We start from the raw sequence: 20,057 nt of genomic DNA on the forward strand, positions 1-20,057 counted from the left end.
TAGAAACAACGGTTAATAGAGTCCAATTTTTTGAGTGGCTCATAAGTGAACTAGCGTGCTTCATAGCCGACTTTCTAAACCTACAGTGCCAAATTAATACAGTTAGGGTGAAATATAAAAAAACGGTCCAAAATTTGGACCGTTTTTAAAGAGCAAATTATTTACCAAAGAGGCAGTCTATGCAGGCTCTTGGAAGATAACTGTGTCTGCTTTTTCCGTGTACTGCCCCATCTTGTGGAAGTTTAGGTAACGGTATGTATCCGCAGCAGTTGCATCGATTTGCTTAGCGTACTCTAGGTACTCCTCTTTTGTAGGAATACGTCCAAGTATTGCACCTACCGCAGCAAGCTCTGCAGACGCTAGATACACATCAGCACCTGTACCTAAACGGTTAGGGAAGTTACGAGTAGATGTAGACATAACGGTTGCTTTGTCCGCTACGCGTGCTTGGTTACCCATACACAGAGAACAACCTGGTGTTTCAATACGAACCCCTGCACGGCCATAGATACCGTAGTATCCTTCTTCGGTTAGCTGGTCACGGTCCATTTTCGTTGGTGGTGCAATCCACAAACGTGTATCCAATTGACCATTGTGCTTATCGAGCAATTTACCCGCAGCACGGAAGTGTCCGATGTTCGTCATGCATGAACCAATGAATACTTCATCGATATTGGTACCCTGAACTTCAGATAACAAACGTGCGTCATCTGGGTCATTTGGAGCACATAGAATTGGCTCATGGATGTCAGCTAGGTCTATTTCGATAATGTGCGCGTATTCGGCGTCATCATCTGCTTGCATCAACTCTGGGTTAGCTAACCACTCTTCCATTGCAGTAACACGACGTTCGATCGTACGAACATCGCCGTATCCCTCAGAAATCATCCACTTAAGCATGGTGATATTAGAGTTTAAGTACTCTTCAATGGATTCTTGAGACAGTTTAACTGCACAACCTGCTGCAGAACGCTCTGCCGAGGCATCTGAAAGCTCAAACGCTTGCTCTACAGTTAGGTGTTCAACACCTTCAATTTCAAGAACACGACCAGAGAATTCGTTGATCTTACCCGCTTTTTCAACTGTCAAAAGACCTTGTTGAATGGCGTAGTAAGGAATGGCATGTACTAGGTCACGAAGTGTAATACCTGGTTGCATGTCGCCTTTGAAACGTACCAAAATAGACTCAGGCATATCCAGAGGCATTACCCCTGTAGCTGCTGCAAATGCAACCAAACCAGAACCCGCTGGGAATGAAATCCCAAGAGGGAAACGTGTATGTGAATCACCACCTGTACCAACAGTATCAGGTAGAAGCATACGGTTTAACCATGAGTGGATAACGCCATCACCAGGTCGCAGTGATACACCAGCCCGGTTCATGATGAAGTCTGGCAATGTATGGTGCGTATTCACATCAACAGGTTTCGGGTATGCCGAAGTGTGACAGAATGACTGCATAACCAAATCAGCCGAGAAGCCAAGACACGCCAAGTCTTTCAATTCATCACGAGTCATTGGACCAGTCGTATCCTGAGAACCAACCGTTGTCATTTTAGGCTCACAATATTGACCTGCACGTACACCTTCTACACCACACGCCTTACCCACCATCTTCTGAGCTAGCGTGTAGCCTTTATCTGAAGCAGAAGGATCAATTGGCTTCGCGAACAAATCGGTATCAGCAAGACCAAGAGATGCACGAGCACGGCTTGTTAAACCACGACCAATGATCAATGGAATACGACCACCAGCACGCACTTCATCCAGCAGAACTTTACTCAATTCAAAGCTTGAGATTTCAGTACCGTTTTTGTGTACAACACCTTCATACGGGAAGATATCAATGATATCGCCCATGTTCATCTCTTGTACGTCTAGTTCAATTGGTAATGCGCCGGAATCTTCCATTGTGTTGTAGAAGATTGGGGCAATCTTGCCTCCTAAACAGACACCACCGGTGCGCTTGTTTGGAACAAAAGGAATATCTTCACCCATGAACCAAAGAACAGAGTTAGTCGCCGATTTACGAGATGAACCTGTACCAACAACGTCACCGACATAAGCTAACTGAATACCATCTTTTTGCAGCTCTTCGATTTGCTTAAGAGGACCAACGTTACCCTGGTCATCAGGTTTGATACCATCTCGTTCCATCTTCAGCATCGCTTTAGCGTGTACTGGAATATCCGGGCGAGACCATGCATCTGGTGCTGGAGATAAGTCATCGGTATTCGTTTCACCCGTAACTTTAAATACCTTAACGGTAATTTTCTCTGCGACTTTTGCTTTTGATGTAAACCAATCTGCATCAGCCCATGATTGAAGGACTTGCTGAGCGGAGGCATTGCCTGCTTTGGCTTTCTCTTCAACGTCATAGAACGCATCAAACATTAACAATGTATGGGAAAGTGCTTTTACAGCGATTGGGGCTAAATCGGCATCTTCTAGTAAAGAAACCAGTGATTCAATGTTGTATCCACCTTGCATGGTACCCAAAAGTTCTGCCGCTTTTTCACGGCTGACTAACGGGGACGTTACTTCACTTTTAGTAATTGCAGTAAGGAAGCCCGCTTTAACGTATGCGGCTTCATCTACACCCGGTGGAATACGATTTTCTAGAAGATCAATAAGGAAAGCTTCTTCGCCTGCTGGCGGATTTTTTAATAATTCTACAAGTCCCGCGACTTGTTCAGCATCAAGGGGTCTAGGTACAACTCCTTCTGCGGCACGCTCTTCGACGTGTTTACGGTAGGCTTCAAGCACGACTCATTCCTCTCATTGCGGTTTGACCTCCCTTGTGATCAAGAAGTACAAACATCCTTGGAAAAACTTGGCTGCCTTGCCGCTTTTATTATGAATAGTCTTATTCTGATTCTTAATAATCAACAGCGGCATAGGGCCAAACTGTGGGGTGGAGAATAGCAAATTTAACTTAAAATTAAAATCTTATCATTTTGACCAACATAGCAACTTGAGACTAAAGTTCTATGAATATGGTTGAATTATTTTGAATTAAAATGCAGTTCCCACGATCAGATATACTGAATTGAAATTTTGCTCTGTTTGTCCGTACGCTAGAATTATAGGCCCTATTGGAGATTTTACACCCGCAAAAAGCGAGCCTGCGACGTACATCGGTGCTTCACTGATTTTAATGTTCGGATCAGACCATACTCCACCATATTCAGCCGACGCACCTATGTAAACTGGTGATTGAAACAAGCCAAAGTTATTGTCAAACCAACGGTATCGATAGACTAAACTACCGAATATCTTGTTTTGACCGATAAGACTTTTACCCGGGATACCTGATAAATTTAGAAAGCCACCCAGTGACTTAGGCATTATGGGAACAGAAGCATTACGGCTTCGTGTGACCTCGTATTCAGCCATCCCTACCAAAGTATGACGTTCATAGCTCTCTGCATGCCCTAACTTTATCGCAACTTCATTAACACGATCACTGGTGTATTCGTTATCCTGATCTTCTTGAATATTGTCTTCCGATGCCAGCAATTCAAAATGCGCTAGGCTACCACGAGACGGAAAATTCATGTCATCAAACGTGTCGTACCGATACCGAGCAAATACGCCTTTACGGTTAAACATCCCTTGCCCTAATGTGGGTAAGGTCGATATCGAAATTTCACCAACAGTATATCGAATACCCGTCTTAAACTCCTGATCAAATGTGGGGTTTACGCCCAGAGCAAGTTCTGATGAAAACTGAACATAGTTAATCGGAATGTAATCCTTAACGCCCCCAAGTGAAATGTCTTCCAATCCGTCTGACCCAAATGGTGCTTTCTTATTTTCATTCCGATAAGTCATTTTTGCACTGGTAAAGACGTTCTGCTCATTGAATATCGGGCTATATAATTCCGCTTCAATCAGTTTTTCAGAGCCCATTTCGAGATTGGTTCGAATTTCTGCACCTTTATCATTCAGGGCAGTGAAATTGGTACTCACTCCAATGGAGTACTGACTTGTCGTTTGAAAATCATCTTCAAGGAAGAAGCGAAAGTTCACGTAGTTTGGTCCCCAATCTTTCTCATTGACTTCAATATGCAGCGTGGTTTTTCCATCTTCTTGTTGGTAGCGGTAAAGAACCTGTTCAAAGCGGTTAAGTGAATATAACTGCTGAACGTGTTCTTCCAATTCTTCTAAACCATATCGGCGTCCAGCTTCTAAACCAAGAAACTGCTTTAGCACGTTTTCGTTATAGTGGCTGTTATTGTGGATAACAATGTCGTCAATTAGGAGCTCGTCGCCGTAATCGATAGCTTTTCGAGCTTCTTGTTTTCGGTAAATGTACTTTTGGTAAAGAGCAGGTGTAACTACAAAGGACTCTAGCGCGTCTTTAGATTCAATAGCCGCTAGATAGCCCAATTCATACGCATCTGGCATGCGGGAAAATTCAGTTGTCGACATATTGCCAACCTTGGGTGTAAGCAATACATCTTTATCTTGTAAATGGGTTGCTTGTCGCTGAGTGCTACGTTGCACCATGTAATTGGAGAGCTGATCACCGACATTTAGGAACGTTTTTAGCTCTTGTTTGGACTGATAATTCGTACTGATGTCCACAGCAATAACCAAGTCAGCCCCCATAGAGCGTGCGAGCTCAACAGGCATATTGTTGGTTACCCCTCCATCAACCAGCAATTTTTCCCCCAAAGGAAATGGCGGCAGCGCTCCGGGCACAGACATACTGGCCATCATGGCATCTGTTAAGTAACCACTTTCCAATACGACGGGTTCCAGCTCAACAATATCTGTCGCTACAGCACGATACTTCACCGCCAAATCATCGAATGATGACATAGGCGGAATGTTTCCTGCCGACTCGCGCAGAATCTTATACATGTTCTGCCCTTGCACCACTCCACGTGGCGCCGTGACTTCAATCCAACGTAACCCTAAATCTGTCTTGATCTGGTATCGGTCAAAATATTCTTTTTCACGGACGGGCAAGTGCTCTCTCTCAACACGATCTCGATAGCCACTGTTCCAATCTATCGTATGGATAAATGATTCAATTTCATCCGCCGACATGCCTGTAGAATACAACCCGCCAACAAAAGCCCCCATGCTGGTGCCTGTAATGATATCAACAGGAATATGCATCTCTTCCAGCGCCTTCAGCACACCAATATGAGCCGCACCTTTTGCTCCACCGCCAGCGAGTACAACGGCGATAACAGGTCGTTCTTTCTCTTCAACTTGCTCCTGAGCCGCAACAAAAGGGCTCAGTAAAGCCGCAACACTTACAGTTGCCACCGTCACAGTGAAAGTTGCTATTCCATTAAACTTAGAGAAAAACAAAAGCGCTCCTTTATTTCATATCCCTATATACATCGACTGTTCTAGTCAAACAAACTGCTCAACCATTTGGCCGGTTCACTTTTGCAAGCTTCACGCGCATTACCTTTCTTATCCCAAACAGGAAGCGTAAACGCTTTATCGCAATCGACTTTTAATCCGCCATCTGGTTTAAGCGCAAACCCTAAGGTGGTAATTTGTGCTGGCCACGGAAGAATTAATTGCTCTGGAATTCGGTTTTGCAAATATTGGTGGTACACCCGTAATGCGCCACTAGCACCCGTTAACTTGGTGGGCTTGTTATCATCACGACCAAGCCAAAGCGTTACCACTTCTCGTCCATCCACCCCAACAAACCAACTGTCACGAGTATCGTTACTGGTTCCGGTTTTCCCTGCGAGTGTCATACGGCTAAATTGACCTTGCAAATAACGTCCGGTTCCCTCGGCAACCGCTTTCTTCATTGCATAAGTGGTTAACCAAGCCGCTTGTTGCGATATTCGTTGCGATACTTTGGGAATAGATCGATACAGGACGTTTCCATCTAAATCTTTTACACTTCGAAGCGCACTCAGTGGCGCTTTCTTACCTGAGTTAGTCAGTGTTTGGTACATTTGAGCGACTTGGTAAGGTGTCAAAGAAAACGATCCAAGAAACATCGACGGCACGGGGCGAATTTCCTGCCGATCGACACCTAGCTTTTCAAATGTATCCATTACTTTGGGGATACCCAATTTCAGCCCGAGCCTTACTGTGGGCACATTTAATGATTTCGCAAAGGCTTGATACAAAGACACATCACCGCGGAATTTTCGGTCGTAATTCTTAGGTGACCACACGCTCCCCTTACTGCCTTTGAGAGAAAATGGCGTATCATCTAACGTGGATGCTAACGTGTATTCCGACGGATTCTGTAGTGCCGTGAGATACACCGCAGGCTTAGCCAAAGAGCCGATCGGTCTTGAAGCGTTCAATGCTCGATTGAAGCCGTCATATCCGGTTCGTTTTCCACCAACCATAGCGCGAATTTCTCCGCTGCGTCTATCCACTGCTATTCCAGCTGCCTCCAATCCTTTCCCAGATCGCAACTCCAATTGAGGGATTTTGGATTTCACCGCTTTTTCCAGCTCAAATTGCGAAACGGGATCCAAAGACGTAAAGACTTTTAGCCCGGTTTGCCTTTGGAAGGCCTCACCCACTTTTTGCTTTAGCTCGCGACTAACCTGCTGAAAATAGGCCGGCTGGCGGCTGGCTATTTGCGGTTTATCTTGCGTATCCAAATCGCGGCTGGCTGCCATTTCAAACTGGTGAGAAGTCAGAATGTCGTGCTGCATCATCAAACGTAATACCAGATCTCGACGCTCTTTCGCTCGCTCAGGTTTCCGGACTGGGTTGTAATAAGAGGGACCTTTTACCATTCCCACCAGCAAGGCAATTTGGTCAATACGAAGCTCTTGCAAAGGTTGACCAAAATACAACCTCGACGCCAAACCAAATCCATGAATGGCTTCACCACGGCTTTGACCTAAGTACACTTCATTCAGATAGGCTTCTAGTATTTCATCTTTGCTGTAACGATAATCCAATATGAGGGCGATATACGCTTCTCGGACTTTTCTCCAGAGCGTTCGTTCACGAGATAAAAACAAGTTTTTCGCTAACTGTTGGGTCAAGGTGCTCCCGCCCTGAACAGTACGCCCCGCCTTTACATTTGCCACCAATGCTCTAAGAATCGCAAACGGCGAAACCCCTTCATGTTGATAAAAATCTCTGTCTTCTGTCACGAGTAAGGCATCAACCAGCACTTCAGGGAATTGCTCTCGCTTTAAGAAGAGGCGGTTTTCTTCTGTGTTTTTTTCCAACATTCCAAGCATTTTAGGGTCGATACGTAAGTAGCCCATATCTCGCTCGGATTCGAGCGATTTGATCCTTTCTAAACCTTGGTCGTTGAAATACAACATCACGTGGCGGGAAGCTTCGGGGCCGTCTTCAAATTCGAAATCACGGCGAATAAGTTCAATTTTTGTCGATGAAGACGAATACTCCCCCGGGTGTCGAGGAGCGCGGACTTTACGATAATTGAGTACATCCAGTTCTTTACGAAGCTGCGGTAATGTCACAGGGCTTCCGGGGCTCAACGTCAATACTCGTCCATAAACGACTGTTGGTAGCTCAAATAGCTGGCCTTCAAATTTCTGGCGAACCACACTATCAAGGTAGATACCGACAAAAACCAACACCGCAAATACGGTAACGGTTGTTTTCCACGCTAACCCCCAAAGAGTGCGTAACCAACCTTTTGATGTTTTCTTTTTTGTTTTATTTTGACGAGGGCGTTTCTTTTGAGTGCTCTTTTTAGCCGTTGTTTTTTTTGTCGTTCGCTCTGACGCTTTCTTTTTATCTGTCATGAATTCAACTGTCGTTTGGTTTTCGTTGTCGCCACATGGTTAGCCGGATCATCTGGCCAAGGGTGTTTAGGGTAACGCCCTTTCATTTCTTTTTTTACTTCGTGATACGAGCCCTGCCAAAATGCGGCTAAATCTTGCGTGATTTGAATCGGTCTTCGAGCTGGAGAAAGCAGTTCTAGCACCACAGGAATCCGTCCATTAGCCACCGTTGGAGAAGTTTGTTCACCAAAAACTTCCTGTACTCTTACTGAAAGCATTGGCGGCTTTCCTTCTTGATAATCGATTTGCCGACTTTGCCCTGTTGGTAATGTATAACGCTCCGGCAGCCATTCATCGATTTTCTGGTTCAATGGCCATCCTAAATAGGCAATGAGAGCTTGATGTATATCGACCTTTTTTAGGGTCTTCATGTTAGAAACACCGTTCATAAATGGCAACAGCCACTCTGTCAGATTATCAAGCAAGCCCGAATCTGAGACGTCTGGCCATGTTTCTTCCTCAATCCATGCCTGACCGCATCGAATGCGTTGAAGTAAACGCTCAGATTTGTCCGACCAAGGGAGAGTATGCGTGCCGCTTTCACGGATATAATCCAACAATGCGCTGGATTTTTGTTGCTCGCTGATATCTTGGGTTGGTTTGCTTTCTAGCACAATAGCACCTATTTGTAGCCTTTCCTCTGCTAAAAGCTCTCCTTTTTTGTCATCCCAGTACACATAAGTGGCTCGATTCACTTTATTTTCTGGTACTGCATCCAGCGGGCAAGCTAAATAAACTTGGCTATCACTACGGTGACTTTTCATCAGATCTACGACAACCAAATACTCATTTTTCACTAACGAAGACAATGAATCGACCTGCGCGCCATGCCCATTCGCCAATAGGTAATTCTCACTTTCTGTTTTTCTTTGCCTGGCAATTCTGTCGGGATAAGCCCAGCAAAGACATTCACCAGCAAGTGATTCATCAGCACTCCCTTTTAAAACCGAGCTAAACCTAGCAGCTAAACTCGACATTCTGGTTTGTACTTTCTTTTGTTTTTGATGATGACCGTCTTTGAAACGCTGCAAGGCATGAATCAAGTTATCACCTTGCCGCTCAGGCTCTTCTATCAAAGCCGTTAACGTTATCGCACACTGCAAATAGGCAGTTCCTTTCGAATGGGCTTTTAATAACATGGCAGCAGTCCTTGGGTCGGATCCCAGCGCCTGTGCCTGTTTTCCTAGCTCAGTCAACGCACCAGATTCATTCAATAAATCGAGCTGATAAAGCAGATCTTTTGCTGTATCAATGGCGGCTTTGGTTGGCACGTCAAGCCAATGGGATCGCGAAAATGTCCCACTCCCCCATTGAAGCATTTCAAGCAACACAGAAGACAAGTCGCTCCGAAGGATTTCTGGCTCTGGTACTTTGGGTTGCTGCTGGAATTGTTGCTCGCTGTACATACGCACGCAAATGCCTGGTTCTAGCCTACCAGCACGGCCGGCACGTTGATGAGCAGAGGACTGCGCAATCCTTTGTTGCTCTAATCGAGTGATGCCTGTTTTTAACTGAAAACTGGCAAAACGCTCCAACCCACTGTCAATAACAATGCGAATTCCCTCAATGGTCAAACTGGTTTCCGCAATATTCGTCGCTAACACAACCTTTCTTTTTCCCTGCTCAGAAGGAGAAATAGCCAGTTGCTGCTCAGCAAACGTTAATTGACCGAACAACGGGAACACATCAACGTCAGAATCAAGTTCACTCAGCAATTCCATAACTTGGTTGATAGCACCTGCCCCTGGCAAAAAAACCAAGATAGACCCGTCTTCACTACTAAGAAGAGTGCGAACTTGTTTTGCCACAACCGTTGTCAGCCTGTCATTGGGCATCAGTGGTGCATACCGGTATTCAATAGGATAGCCCCGACCATCCGATTCAATATAAGAAGCCGAAGGCAACAGCCCTTTTAACGCCATTTCATCAAGTGTCGCAGACATAACAAGCAATGTTAGGTCTTCTCTAAATACTTCTTGGATCTCCAAGCAAAATGCCAAACTGGTGTCTGCGTGGATACTGCGCTCATGGAATTCATCAAAAATGACCATAGCGACACCATTCAGCTCGGGATCAGACTGAATCATTCGCGTCAAAATACCTTCAGTAACCACTTCTAAACGCGTGTTTTTGCTTGTTCTCTTTTCTCCACGAACACGGTACCCAAAGGTCTCACCCACCTTTTCCCCTAATTGCTTAGCAAGATAGGTGGCAATATTTCGCGCAGCCAGCCGTCGAGGTTCCAGCATGATAATTTTGCCTTCCACCGTATTTTGCTTGAGCAGCTGTAAAGGTAAGTAGGTTGATTTCCCGGCCCCTGGCTCCGCTTTAAGCACCACTTGGTGTTGTGTTCTTAATGCAACTAACAATTCAGGAAGAACGGCTTCTATCGGGAGTGGTAACGTAGAGGATTGTGACAATGGGAGATCCTTGTGCTGTAATGAGTTCGATTTACAAACCGTATTCTTGATGCAAGGTGAAACATGATACTCACATGCGCTTTAATTGCAGTGAGCCCTCACCAAAGCATTGTACATAATAACAGTATCGAACCCCAAACGACGACTTATGGAATTTACTTCACCATTACAACGCGCAACGCTGATTAAAAGATACAAACGCTTTCTCGCGGATATTGAGCTGGATGATGGCTCCGTAACCACCATCCATTGCGCTAATACGGGAGCAATGACCGGTTGTGCCGATCCCGGAAATACGATTTGGTACTCCACATCCGATAATCCGAAAAGAAAATACCCTTGCAGCTGGGAGCTTTCACAAAACGCTCAGGGTGACATGATATGCATCAACACCGCAAAACCCAATGCTTTGGTGGTTGAAGCGATAAATCAGGGGCGTATTCCTGAGCTAACAGGATATGACTCTCTAAGAACAGAGGTGAAATACGGTAATGAAAACAGCCGTATTGATGTCTTACTAGAAAGCGAAGATCGCCCGAAGTGCTATATTGAAGTGAAAAGTGTGACTTTATTAGAGGAAAATGGACAAGGCTATTTTCCTGATGCAGTCACAACGCGAGGACAAAAGCACCTTCGCGAGTTGATGGAAGTCTCAAAAAATGGAAGCAGAGCCGTACTTTTTTTTACTGTTTTACATACTGGTATTGAAAAAGTGTCTTCAGCACACCATATAGATGCGAAATATTCACAACTGTTAAATCAAGCGAAAGAAAGTGGCGTGGAGATATTGTGCTACAAAGCCAAGCTCTCTGAACGTGAAATGCAACTGATTCAAAATGTTGAATTTATCAACAACCATGAAAAATGATGCGAACTTCACAATGGCAAGGGCCCACAATTACGAGTCGTTGCCACCAGCTTTTCTTTCTGCTATAGATACCCGCCTTAATTTGTCTGCTGGTCAGTCAAAAAGGTGTAAGTAGGAGATGCTGTATGCCAGAAAGTAACAAAAGAAAAACGCTAGGCATCCTAGCAATTGCAGGGGTTGAGCCTTACCAAGAAAAGCCAGGTGAAGAGTACATGTCACCTGACCAGTTAGCTCACTTTACAAAGATTTTAGAAGCTTGGCGCAATCAGCTCAGGGAAGAAGTCGATCGCACTGTGCATCACATGCAAGACGAAGCATCAAACTTTCCAGATCCTGTTGACCGTGCTTCGCAAGAAGAAGAATTTAGTTTAGAGCTACGTAACCGAGATCGTGAGCGCCGCTTGATTAAAAAAATCGAGAAGACGCTTGATAAAATAGAAGATGGTGACTTTGGTTATTGTGAATCTTGCGGTGTTGAAATTGGCATCCGTCGTTTAGAAGCTCGCCCAACTGCTGATTTATGTATCGATTGTAAAACGCTTGCTGAAATGAAAGAAAGACAAATGCAAGGCTAATATCAGCTGCGCTAAAGCAAGGATAAAAGGGAGCCGATTTGCTCCCTTTTTTGATGAATACCATGAGTAAATCCAATTATATAGGGCGCTTTGCCCCATCCCCATCAGGTCCTCTTCATTTTGGCTCACTTATTGCCGCTTTGGGCAGCTACTTCCAAGCTAAGTCTCAACATGGAAAGTGGTTGGTTCGAATGGAAGATCTCGATCCGCCCAGAGAAATGGTTGGTGCGGCTAATTTGATTCTATCGACTCTAGAAAAATATCACCTATTTTGGGATGACGAAGTCATCTTTCAAAGCCAGCGTCACAACGCCTATCAAGCGCAAATTGATCAGTGGTTAAAAGATGGGGTGGCGTATTACTGCGAATGTAGCCGAAAACAAATAAAAGACGCCGGTGGTTTTTATCCCGGCACTTGCAGAGCAAAAAAATTAATCGACGACCAACCTTGTGCTGTTCGACTTACCATGACGCACCCTGTGACCGAGTTCAACGATTTGCGGCACGGTTCAATACCTATTCCAATCTCTTTGGCACAAGAAGACTTTATTATTAAACGACGAGATGGTTTATTTGCTTATAACCTTGCGGTTGTTTTAGATGATATTCATCAGGGCGTAACGGAAGTGGTTCGCGGAGCCGACTTAATCGAACCCACAGGTCGCCAAATCAGCCTATATCAAATGCTTAAAAAATCGCCGGTTCAATACTTACACCTGCCGTTAGCCATTGATGACAGAGGAAATAAGCTCTCAAAACAGAATCGTGCAGAGGGTATTCGCCAAGACGATCCCAAACCTGAAACATTGTTAGCAATGAGCTTCTTAGGCTTTGATATTAAAAAAGAATTAGAGCAAGCTACTCAAGATGAAATACTGCAATGGGGCATCGAAAACTGGCACTTAAAACAGTTGCCAGACAAGATCAAAATCACGTCCCCATTCTCAAACAAGGACAGCTAAGCTATTATTAGCCGCAATTTTTGAGCACAAACGTAATAGAGGTGGGCTATTTTTAGTCAAGTTACTCGCTTTTGCCGTAAAATCCTTACCAGCAAAGGCCAAAAAAATAGTCGCTCAAACGGAGAAATTACTCTGAATATTATTACACGAGAAGAGCACAACATTTCTCGCAAACAGATAAGCGACAACGCACTCAAAGTGCTCTATCGCCTGCATAATGCTGGATACGATGCGTTTCTGGTAGGCGGTGGAGTACGTGACCTTTTATTAGGCGAACAACCAAAAGATTTTGATATCGCGACTAACGCAACCCCAGAACAGATCAAAAACCTGTTCAGAAACTGCCGTTTAATTGGGCGTCGATTCCGCCTTGCGCACATTATGTTTGGGCGCGATATCATAGAAGTTGCCACTTTCCGTGGTCATCATCAAGAACCGACAAAAAACGTTGCTGCACAGTCTAAAGAAGGCATGCTGCTTCGTGATAATGTGTATGGCACCATAGATGAAGACGCAGAACGTCGTGATTTCACTGTCAATGCAATGTATTACAACATCGCCGATTACAGTATTCATGATTATGCAGGTGGTATTGATGATCTTGATGATGGGCAGATCCGTCTTATTGGCGATCCAGAAACACGTTATCGAGAAGATCCCGTTCGAATGCTGCGTGCTGTTCGTTTTGCCGCTAAGTTGGATATGGATATCTGCGAAGGCACAGCAACTCCAATCAAGGAGCTTGCGCACCTGCTACAAGACATTCCAGCAGCGCGGTTGTTTGAAGAGTCACTAAAACTTTTGCAATCAGGCTACGGATTGGAAACCTACCACCTATTACGTGAGTACGACCTTTTCCAACCATTGTTCCCTGAGATTGCTCGTGAATTTACTGAAGAACAAGAAAGCCCAACCGAAAAAATGATTGAGCTGGTATTGGAATCAACAGACAAACGCATTCAAGATGGCAAGCGAATTAATCCAGCCTTCATGTTTGCAGCGTTACTTTGGTACCCATTGAATCAACTGGCTGAGAGATTGATGGAAAAGCGTAATTTCGCTTACTACGACGCCATCATGGAAGCCAGTAATATGATTCTAGATGAACAAGTTAGAAGCCTTGCAATACCTAGAAGACACACCGCGACCATTCGAGAGATATGGCAGCTCCAACTGCGCTTACCAAGACGTAATGGTAAACGAGCAACACGCTTACTTGAGTTGAATAAGTTCCGCGCGGGTTTTGATTTCCTTGAAATGCGAGGCGAAGTCGAGCAAGGTGACACCAAAGAGTTGGCGAAATGGTGGCAAACTTACCAAAATGCAGGCCGCAATATGCGCCAAGCAATGGTAAACGAATTAGGCGGCTCAAGCACTGGGCAGCGCCGACGTAAAACGTACAGAAACAAAAAAAGAAAGCCACAGGAATGATTACCGTATACATCGCTGTTGGCAGCAATTTATCTGATCCCGTCACTCAGGCAAAGCAGGGAATTGAAGCGCTTAAAGACATTCCAAACACTGAATTCGTTTGCACTTCTTCCCTGTACAGCAGTACGCCAATGGGACCACAGAATCAACCCGACTACATCAATGCCGTGGTTGAAATAAAAACCAGTTTGACGCCGCTTGAACTTCTCGATTGCACTCAAAAAATCGAACTTGAGCAAGGGCGTGTCCGTAAAGATGAACGATGGGGACCAAGAACCCTCGATTTGGATATCATCTTATACGGCAATGAGGTGATCGATTCAGAGCGTCTTATCGTTCCGCACTATGGAATGAAGGTAAGAGAATTTGTTCTCTACCCACTCGCTGAAATCGCACCACGTTTAACTCTCCCTGACGGGACGCAACTGCAGACATTGTTGGAGAAAACTGACCGTAATGGTCTCAACATCTGGTCGTCGTAAGTTGCCCCTAATAAGGATATAAAATGAAAAATGTCACTATTAATACGCTAATGACCTGGAAGCAAGAAGGTCAAAAATTCGCTACATCGACCGCGTACGATGCCAGCTTCGCCCAATTGTTTGAAGAACAAGAAATGCCATTGCTTTTGGTTGGTGATTCATTGGGTATGGTACTCCAAGGTGAAAACTCGACATTGCCCGTCACCATCGATGATATTGCTTACCATACTCGTTGTGTGCGCGCTGGTAGCCCAAATTGCCTCTTGCTGGCAGACATGCCTTTCATGACTTATGCAACCCCTGAGCAAGCTTTTGAAAATGCCGCTAAGCTCATGAAGGCAGGAGCAAACATGGTCAAAGTTGAAGGTGGAACGTGGCTAGCTGAGACCATCAGTATGTTGGCAGAACGCTCTGTACCTGTTTGTGCTCACCTTGGTTTGACTCCGCAATCTGTCAATATTTTCGGTGGCTTTAAAATTCAAGGCCGTGACGCTGAACGTGCGGAACAAATGGTACAGGATGCCATTGTTCTCCAAAACGCTGGTGCACAACTTCTAGTGCTGGAATGCGTTCCAGCCTCTCTTGCGAAACGCATTACCGAAAGCCTGACTATTCCAGTAATCGGTATTGGTGCAGGTCCGGATACTGATGGTCAAATATTAGTGATGCATGATATGTTTGGTATTGCAGCCAACTACATGCCAAAATTCTCCAAAAACTTCCTAGCTGAAACTGGTGATATTCGTAAAGCCATTACGAAGTACAAGGATGATGTACAAAATCAGATTTTCCCAGGTGTCGAACACACCTTTGAGTAAGGAAACATAATGCAAACTTTCACTGATATTGCATCCCTTAGAGAACAAATCAAACAGTGTAAACGCGATGGTCGTCGTATTGCATTTGTTCCAACCATGGGTAACTTGCACGAAGGGCATCTTACACTCGTGCGAAAGGCTCGTGAGCACGCCGACATTGTGGTGGCGAGTATTTTTGTTAACCCAATGCAGTTTGAACGTACGGACGACTTAAATAACTACCCGCGTACGCTTGAAGAAGATTTGAGCAAGCTGAACGGTGAATCGGTCGAGTTTGTGTTTACACCAACACCCGAAATCATGTATCCGGAAGGTCTAGATAAACAAACATATGTTGAAGTTCCAGGGCTGTCTCATATGCTTGAAGGCGCATCGCGTCCAGGACATTTCAAAGGCGTATCAACTATCGTTGCTAAGTTGTTCAACATTGTTCAGCCAGATGTCGCATGCTTTGGCGAAAAAGATTTTCAACAACTTGGCATTATCCGTCAAATGGTCATCGATCTCGCCATGGACATTGAGATTGTAGGTATACCTACCGTCCGTGAAATGGACGGTTTGGCAATGAGTTCTCGCAACTCTTTACTTACTATTGATGAGCGCCAGCGGGCTCCTGTCGTTGCTCGTACAATGCGCTGGATCAGCAGCCAAATTCGTGGCGGGCGAGATGATTACGCATCCATCATTGAAGATGCTAACGATCAGCTGCGTGCTGCCGACTTGCTGCCTGATGAAATTTTTATTCGAGATGCTCAAACACTTCAACCCATAACGAATGAATCGTCTCAGGCTGTTATCCTAATTTCTGCACACTTAGGAAAAGCTCGCTTGATTGATAATCAAGTATTTGAACTGACAAATGATGTAAAAGAGAGCAATGAAGACAAAAGCGAGTAATAAAAGATAAAGGTAAGTAATCACTTTTTCTCTTAAGCCTTAAGCTAAGGACTTCTGTTCCAAATTACATAAATGAAAAACGGGTCGCTCAGGCGACCCGTTTTATATTTAATGCTTCTAGAAGCTATCATGCTCTAAAACACGCTCTCTTGAGAAAACGTCATTGATAGACTAGCTTCGCAGCCCTATCCCTTTAGCAACCAAATAATGCGCAACGGCGTACAAGCCAATAATGAATACACCTAAGACTCCAAAAGAAGTGGCAATCCCAACATCCGACACACCTAAAAAGCCATAACGAAAGGCATTCACCATGTAGACAATTGGGTTAATTTTCGACACACCCTGCCAAAATTCAGGCAGCAAGCTGATCGAATAAAACACGCCACCTAAATAGGTTAGCGGCGTTAGAACGAATGTAGGGATAATGGAGATATCATCAAAAGTACCCGCAAATACCGCGTTGATGAGCCCACCTAATGAGAACACAACTGAGGTGAGAAAAACGGTGGCAATAATAATGCCCCAATGTTCAACTTGCAGATCGACAAAAAACAGTGAAACCAAGGTAACAATAGCGCCGACCAATAAGCCACGTACCACACCTCCCATCACAAAGCCCGCAATAATGACATAATTGGGTACCGGTGCGACCAACAGCTCTTCGATATTTTTCTGGAACTTCGCACTAAAAAAGGAGGAGGCAACATTAGAATAGGAGTTAGTGATCACCGACATCATGATAAGACCGGGAACGATGTATTCCATATAGGAAAATCCGCCCATTTCACCAATTCTTGAACCAATCAGGCTACCAAATATAATGAAGTAAAGCGTCATAGTAATTGCTGGCGGAACCAGAGTTTGTACCCAGATCCGCATGAAGCGATTCACTTCTTTCGCCAATAGGCTTTGGAACGCCGTCCAATACAGTTGATACATCTCTTTACCCCTGCTCTCTTACAATGGTCACAAACAGCTCTTCCAGTCGATTGGCCTTATTGCGCATTGAGAGCACATGAACACCACTTTCTGTCAATTGAGTGAATACATGATTCAACCCTTCCGTTTTTTCTAATTCAATCTCTAAGGAGTCATTCACCAAGCTCTGAGAATTAACACCAGTAAGCTCAGGTACTTTAGCGCCATGTTCTAAATCCAAAATAAAGGTCTCAACATGAAGCTTATTGAGTAAATCTTTCATCGTGGTGTTTTCAATCAGCTCACCGCGATTGATTATGCCAATATTACGACACAGCATTTCAGCTTCTTCTAAATAATGCGTTGTCAAAATAATGGTAATACCTTGCTCGTTGATTTCTTTCAGGAAATCCCACATCGAGCGTCGCAATTCAATATCGACCCCCGCTGTTGGTTCATCCAAAATCAATAGTTGCGGCTCATGCATCAACGCCCTTGCAATCATTAGGCGTCGCTTCATACCTCCTGAAAGGTTGCGAGCTCGCTCTTCACGCTTCTCCCATAAATCGAGTTTCGTCAGATATTTCTGCGCTCGCTCTTTGGCTAACCCTTTGCTTACACCATAGTAACCCGCTTGCTGCAATACGATTTGCTCTACCGTTTCAAACTGATTGAAGTTAAATTCTTGCGGTACTAGACCTAAATTTTGTTTAGCCAGTTCTAGATGTGAATCAATATCATGCCCAAAGACTTTCACGTTCCCTGAGCTTTTATTAACGAGAGAGGTGATAATTCCAATGGTTGTCGACTTCCCCGCCCCATTAGGACCGAGCAGTGCGTAAAAATCGCCTTTTTCGACATTCAAACTGATGCCTTTTAAAGCTTCAAACCCACCCGCATAGGTTTTTCTAAGTTGTTCTATTTCTAATGCGTACATGCTTGTCGCGCTCTTTTCGAAGATAACCAAGAGGAAATGCTGACGATGTGTCAACTTTTCAAGTCTATTGGCCAAATAAAAAGCGCAGCTCGTTGGCTGCGCTTTTCTTTATCGTTTCAAACTCTGTTATTCAAAATCCGCTTTTCGAACGTATTTCACTGCTGATTTTAATGCCTCATAGCGGAACGAGAAAGTATTCCCATCATCCACCAACTCAAGAACGTGGAACTTCTCAAGCTGCTGACGCGTACGTTCATTCGGACATAACAAATACACTTCACAGTCAGCATCTTTTGCATCTTTAATGGCATTTTCCAGCGCTAATCCAACTGTAACATCGATCATAGGAACATCGGTTAAATCCAAAATCATCACTTCATAATCGGAAATACTGCTGTGCTGGCGTGATATCGCCTTCGATACACTGAAAATCATAGGGCCAGAAAGATAGAAGAACAAAACCTTGCTGTTCGCACTATCAAGCAACTTTCTCTCGCTGTCGGTTAGAGGTACATCATCTTCATCCGCATCACTGATGGCCTTTACTTGACGCGCTTGTTCACGGCTCAACCTTTCAATAATAATGATATTAGAAATGAAAACGCCAAGCCCTACTGCAACAATCAAGTCAACAAATACAGTGAGAAGCATAACACCATACATGATCGCCATACCTTGAACACTGACTTTATGCGCTCGCTGAATGAAACTCCAATCTAAGATATTGAAGCCCACATACACCGCGATGCCTGCCAATACCGCCATTGGAATCGGTTCAGTCAATCCGCTCGCAACCAACACCACCAACGCTAAAACAAGTGCGCGTATCACGCCAGATAGCGGTGAACGAGCACCAACTTGAATGTTCGTTACCGTTCCCATGGTTGCACCTGCACCAGGTAAGGCACCAAACAGACCAGAAATCATGTTTGCTAATCCCTGACCACGCAACTCTTTGTCGGAGTCATGCTCTTTACGAGTCAGTGAGTCACCAATAACAGCAGTCAACAAAGTATCAATACACCCTAGAGTACCCAGGACCAATGCATCGATTACCATGGTGGTAAAGACTTCGGCATTAATGGTCGGAATAACAAAAGAAGGCAAACCCGCAGGGATTTCACCAATTCGGCGAATACTATCGAAATCGAAAACAATCACAGAAAGAAGCGTTACCGCCACCAAGGCAACGAGCTGGGCAGGAACATATCGACGATATTTTTTAGGAAAGAAGAATAATATGCCTAGGGTCAGTAGACCAAGGAACAGTTCACTAAACTTCATCCCAGAAACCATATCCGGCAACGCACTTAGTGTTCCAGTAACTCCTCCCGATGGCGCGGGGTGACCAAGCAATGGCGAAAGCTGCAAAATTATGAGTATCACACCAATACCTGACATGAAGCCTGATATAACGCTATAAGGCATTAGCGTTACGTACTTACCAAGCTTGAGCGTCCCGAGCATGATTTGAAATGCACCCGCCATCATGACAACGGTAAACGTCATCGCCATGCCACTTTCTGGATATTTCGCGGTCATGGTGGTCAATACTGCCGTCATAATAACGGTCATAGGTCCGGTGGGTTCCGAGATCAGGCTCGATGAGCCACCAAACAAAGCGGCAAATAGGCCAACCAGTATCGCCCCCCAAAGCCCAGCTTCAGCGCCGGCTCCCGATGCAACGCCAAAAGCGAGCGCCAATGGCAATGAGATAATAGCTGTGGTGACGCCACCAAATAGATCACCTTTCAGATTCCAATCCGCGAATCGATTTCCAGTCAAAATATTGCTCCTGCATGAATAGAAATGCGGGCGAATTTTACCATTGAGTGACGCAAATCACACGACCATTTCACAATGTCATGACGAAATTGGCTATGAATAATTTATAAAACAAATGCAAACGTTTGGCATCAATGCATACGAGATATGAAAAAAGAGTAATAAAACGTTTCTATTATTAACAAAATG

Annotated in this window: 14 protein-coding genes; 7 read left to right on the plus strand and 7 right to left on the minus strand. The window is 44.6% G+C overall.

Annotated elements, in window-relative coordinates; all coding sequences use genetic code 11:
• Positions 1–177: 177 nt before the first annotated feature.
• The 4 genes from acnB to hrpB all read right to left on the minus strand — a co-directional run bounded on the left by acnB (position 178) and on the right by hrpB (position 10,192).
• The gene (gene acnB / locus VPNCDNU1_RS08430; RefSeq protein ID WP_104399940.1) at positions 178–2,766 is read right to left on the minus strand and encodes a bifunctional aconitate hydratase 2/2-methylisocitrate dehydratase; all 2,589 of its coding nucleotides are present in this window, start codon (positions 2,764–2,766) and stop codon (positions 178–180) included.
• A gap of 249 nt (positions 2,767–3,015) precedes the next feature.
• Positions 3,016–5,328, minus strand: coding sequence for a patatin-like phospholipase family protein (locus VPNCDNU1_RS08435; RefSeq protein WP_237324105.1), 2,313 nt, complete (start codon positions 5,326–5,328; stop codon positions 3,016–3,018).
• A gap of 41 nt (positions 5,329–5,369) precedes the next feature.
• Positions 5,370–7,733, minus strand: coding sequence for a penicillin-binding protein 1B (gene mrcB / locus VPNCDNU1_RS08440; RefSeq protein ID WP_104399941.1), 2,364 nt, complete (start codon positions 7,731–7,733; stop codon positions 5,370–5,372).
• Positions 7,730–10,192, minus strand: coding sequence for an ATP-dependent helicase HrpB (gene hrpB / locus VPNCDNU1_RS08445; RefSeq protein ID WP_174715132.1), 2,463 nt, complete (start codon positions 10,190–10,192; stop codon positions 7,730–7,732). The genes mrcB and hrpB overlap by 4 nt, the downstream gene beginning before the upstream one ends.
• A gap of 148 nt (positions 10,193–10,340) precedes the next feature.
• Here hrpB and sfsA point away from each other — a divergent pair, with 148 nt between their 5' ends.
• The 7 genes from sfsA (at position 10,341) to panC (ending at position 16,225) form a co-directional block, all read left to right on the plus strand.
• Positions 10,341–11,060 (plus strand): DNA/RNA nuclease SfsA, encoded by a 720-nt coding sequence (gene sfsA / locus VPNCDNU1_RS08450; RefSeq protein WP_104399943.1) that lies wholly within the window; start codon positions 10,341–10,343, stop codon positions 11,058–11,060.
• Positions 11,061–11,185: 125 nt separating this feature from the next.
• Positions 11,186–11,635, plus strand: coding sequence for an RNA polymerase-binding protein DksA (dksA, locus tag VPNCDNU1_RS08455; protein WP_101113285.1), 450 nt, complete (start codon positions 11,186–11,188; stop codon positions 11,633–11,635).
• 53 nt (positions 11,636–11,688) lie between these two features.
• A complete protein-coding gene (gluQRS, locus tag VPNCDNU1_RS08460) occupies positions 11,689–12,597 on the plus strand; it encodes a tRNA glutamyl-Q(34) synthetase GluQRS (protein ID WP_104399944.1) in 909 nt (302 codons plus the stop codon).
• An 81-nt stretch (positions 12,598–12,678) separates the two neighbouring features.
• Complete coding sequence (pcnB, locus tag VPNCDNU1_RS08465; RefSeq protein ID WP_237324108.1) at positions 12,679–14,028, plus strand: polynucleotide adenylyltransferase PcnB; 1,350 nt, start codon at positions 12,679–12,681, stop codon at positions 14,026–14,028.
• Entirely contained in the window at positions 14,025–14,510 is a 486-nt protein-coding gene (gene folK, locus VPNCDNU1_RS08470) for a 2-amino-4-hydroxy-6-hydroxymethyldihydropteridine diphosphokinase (RefSeq protein WP_104399946.1), read from the plus strand. Before pcnB ends, folK begins: the two co-directional genes overlap by 4 nt.
• A 23-nt stretch (positions 14,511–14,533) precedes the next feature.
• Positions 14,534–15,328 carry a 3-methyl-2-oxobutanoate hydroxymethyltransferase gene (panB, locus tag VPNCDNU1_RS08475; RefSeq protein WP_104399947.1) on the plus strand — a complete coding sequence of 265 codons (795 nt, stop codon included), beginning with the start codon at positions 14,534–14,536 and terminating at the stop codon, positions 15,326–15,328.
• A gap of 9 nt (positions 15,329–15,337) precedes the next feature.
• Positions 15,338–16,225 carry a pantoate--beta-alanine ligase gene (panC, locus tag VPNCDNU1_RS08480; RefSeq protein WP_104399948.1) on the plus strand — a complete coding sequence of 296 codons (888 nt, stop codon included), beginning with the start codon at positions 15,338–15,340 and terminating at the stop codon, positions 16,223–16,225.
• Between the two features lie 171 nt (positions 16,226–16,396).
• Here the strand turns inward: panC and VPNCDNU1_RS08485 are convergent, their stop codons facing one another.
• From VPNCDNU1_RS08485 to VPNCDNU1_RS08495, 3 genes are all read right to left on the minus strand, one after another.
• Positions 16,397–17,167 carry an ABC transporter permease gene (locus VPNCDNU1_RS08485; protein WP_101113291.1) on the minus strand — a complete coding sequence of 257 codons (771 nt, stop codon included), beginning with the start codon at positions 17,165–17,167 and terminating at the stop codon, positions 16,397–16,399.
• Between the two features lie 4 nt (positions 17,168–17,171).
• Positions 17,172–18,083, minus strand: coding sequence for an ABC transporter ATP-binding protein (locus VPNCDNU1_RS08490; protein WP_101113292.1), 912 nt, complete (start codon positions 18,081–18,083; stop codon positions 17,172–17,174).
• 126 nt (positions 18,084–18,209) lie between these two features.
• Positions 18,210–19,868: a SulP family inorganic anion transporter gene (locus VPNCDNU1_RS08495; RefSeq protein WP_104399949.1), complete on the minus strand. Its 1,659-nt coding sequence runs from the start codon at positions 19,866–19,868 to the stop codon at positions 18,210–18,212.
• Between the last annotated feature and the right edge of the window lie 189 nt (positions 19,869–20,057).

The sequence above is a fragment of the Vibrio penaeicida genome, from assembly GCF_002933855.1.
Taxonomy (GTDB): Bacteria; Pseudomonadota; Gammaproteobacteria; order Enterobacterales; family Vibrionaceae; genus Vibrio; species Vibrio penaeicida_A.

Excerpts from the sequence above, each read along its gene's own strand:
- mrcB (WP_104399941.1), bottom strand. The coding sequence starts at position 7,733 with ATGACAGATAAAAAGAAAGCGTCAGAGCGAACGACAAAAAAAACAACG.
- gluQRS (WP_104399944.1), top strand. The coding sequence starts at position 11,689 with ATGAATACCATGAGTAAATCCAATTATATAGGGCGCTTTGCCCCATCC.
- VPNCDNU1_RS08485 (WP_101113291.1), bottom strand. The coding sequence starts at position 17,167 with ATGTATCAACTGTATTGGACGGCGTTCCAAAGCCTATTGGCGAAAGAA.
- folK (WP_104399946.1), top strand. The coding sequence starts at position 14,025 with ATGATTACCGTATACATCGCTGTTGGCAGCAATTTATCTGATCCCGTC.
- sfsA (WP_104399943.1), top strand. The coding sequence starts at position 10,341 with ATGGAATTTACTTCACCATTACAACGCGCAACGCTGATTAAAAGATAC.
- panC (WP_104399948.1), top strand. The coding sequence starts at position 15,338 with ATGCAAACTTTCACTGATATTGCATCCCTTAGAGAACAAATCAAACAG.
- panB (WP_104399947.1), top strand. The coding sequence starts at position 14,534 with ATGAAAAATGTCACTATTAATACGCTAATGACCTGGAAGCAAGAAGGT.
- dksA (WP_101113285.1), top strand. The coding sequence starts at position 11,186 with ATGCCAGAAAGTAACAAAAGAAAAACGCTAGGCATCCTAGCAATTGCA.
- VPNCDNU1_RS08490 (WP_101113292.1), bottom strand. The coding sequence starts at position 18,083 with ATGTACGCATTAGAAATAGAACAACTTAGAAAAACCTATGCGGGTGGG.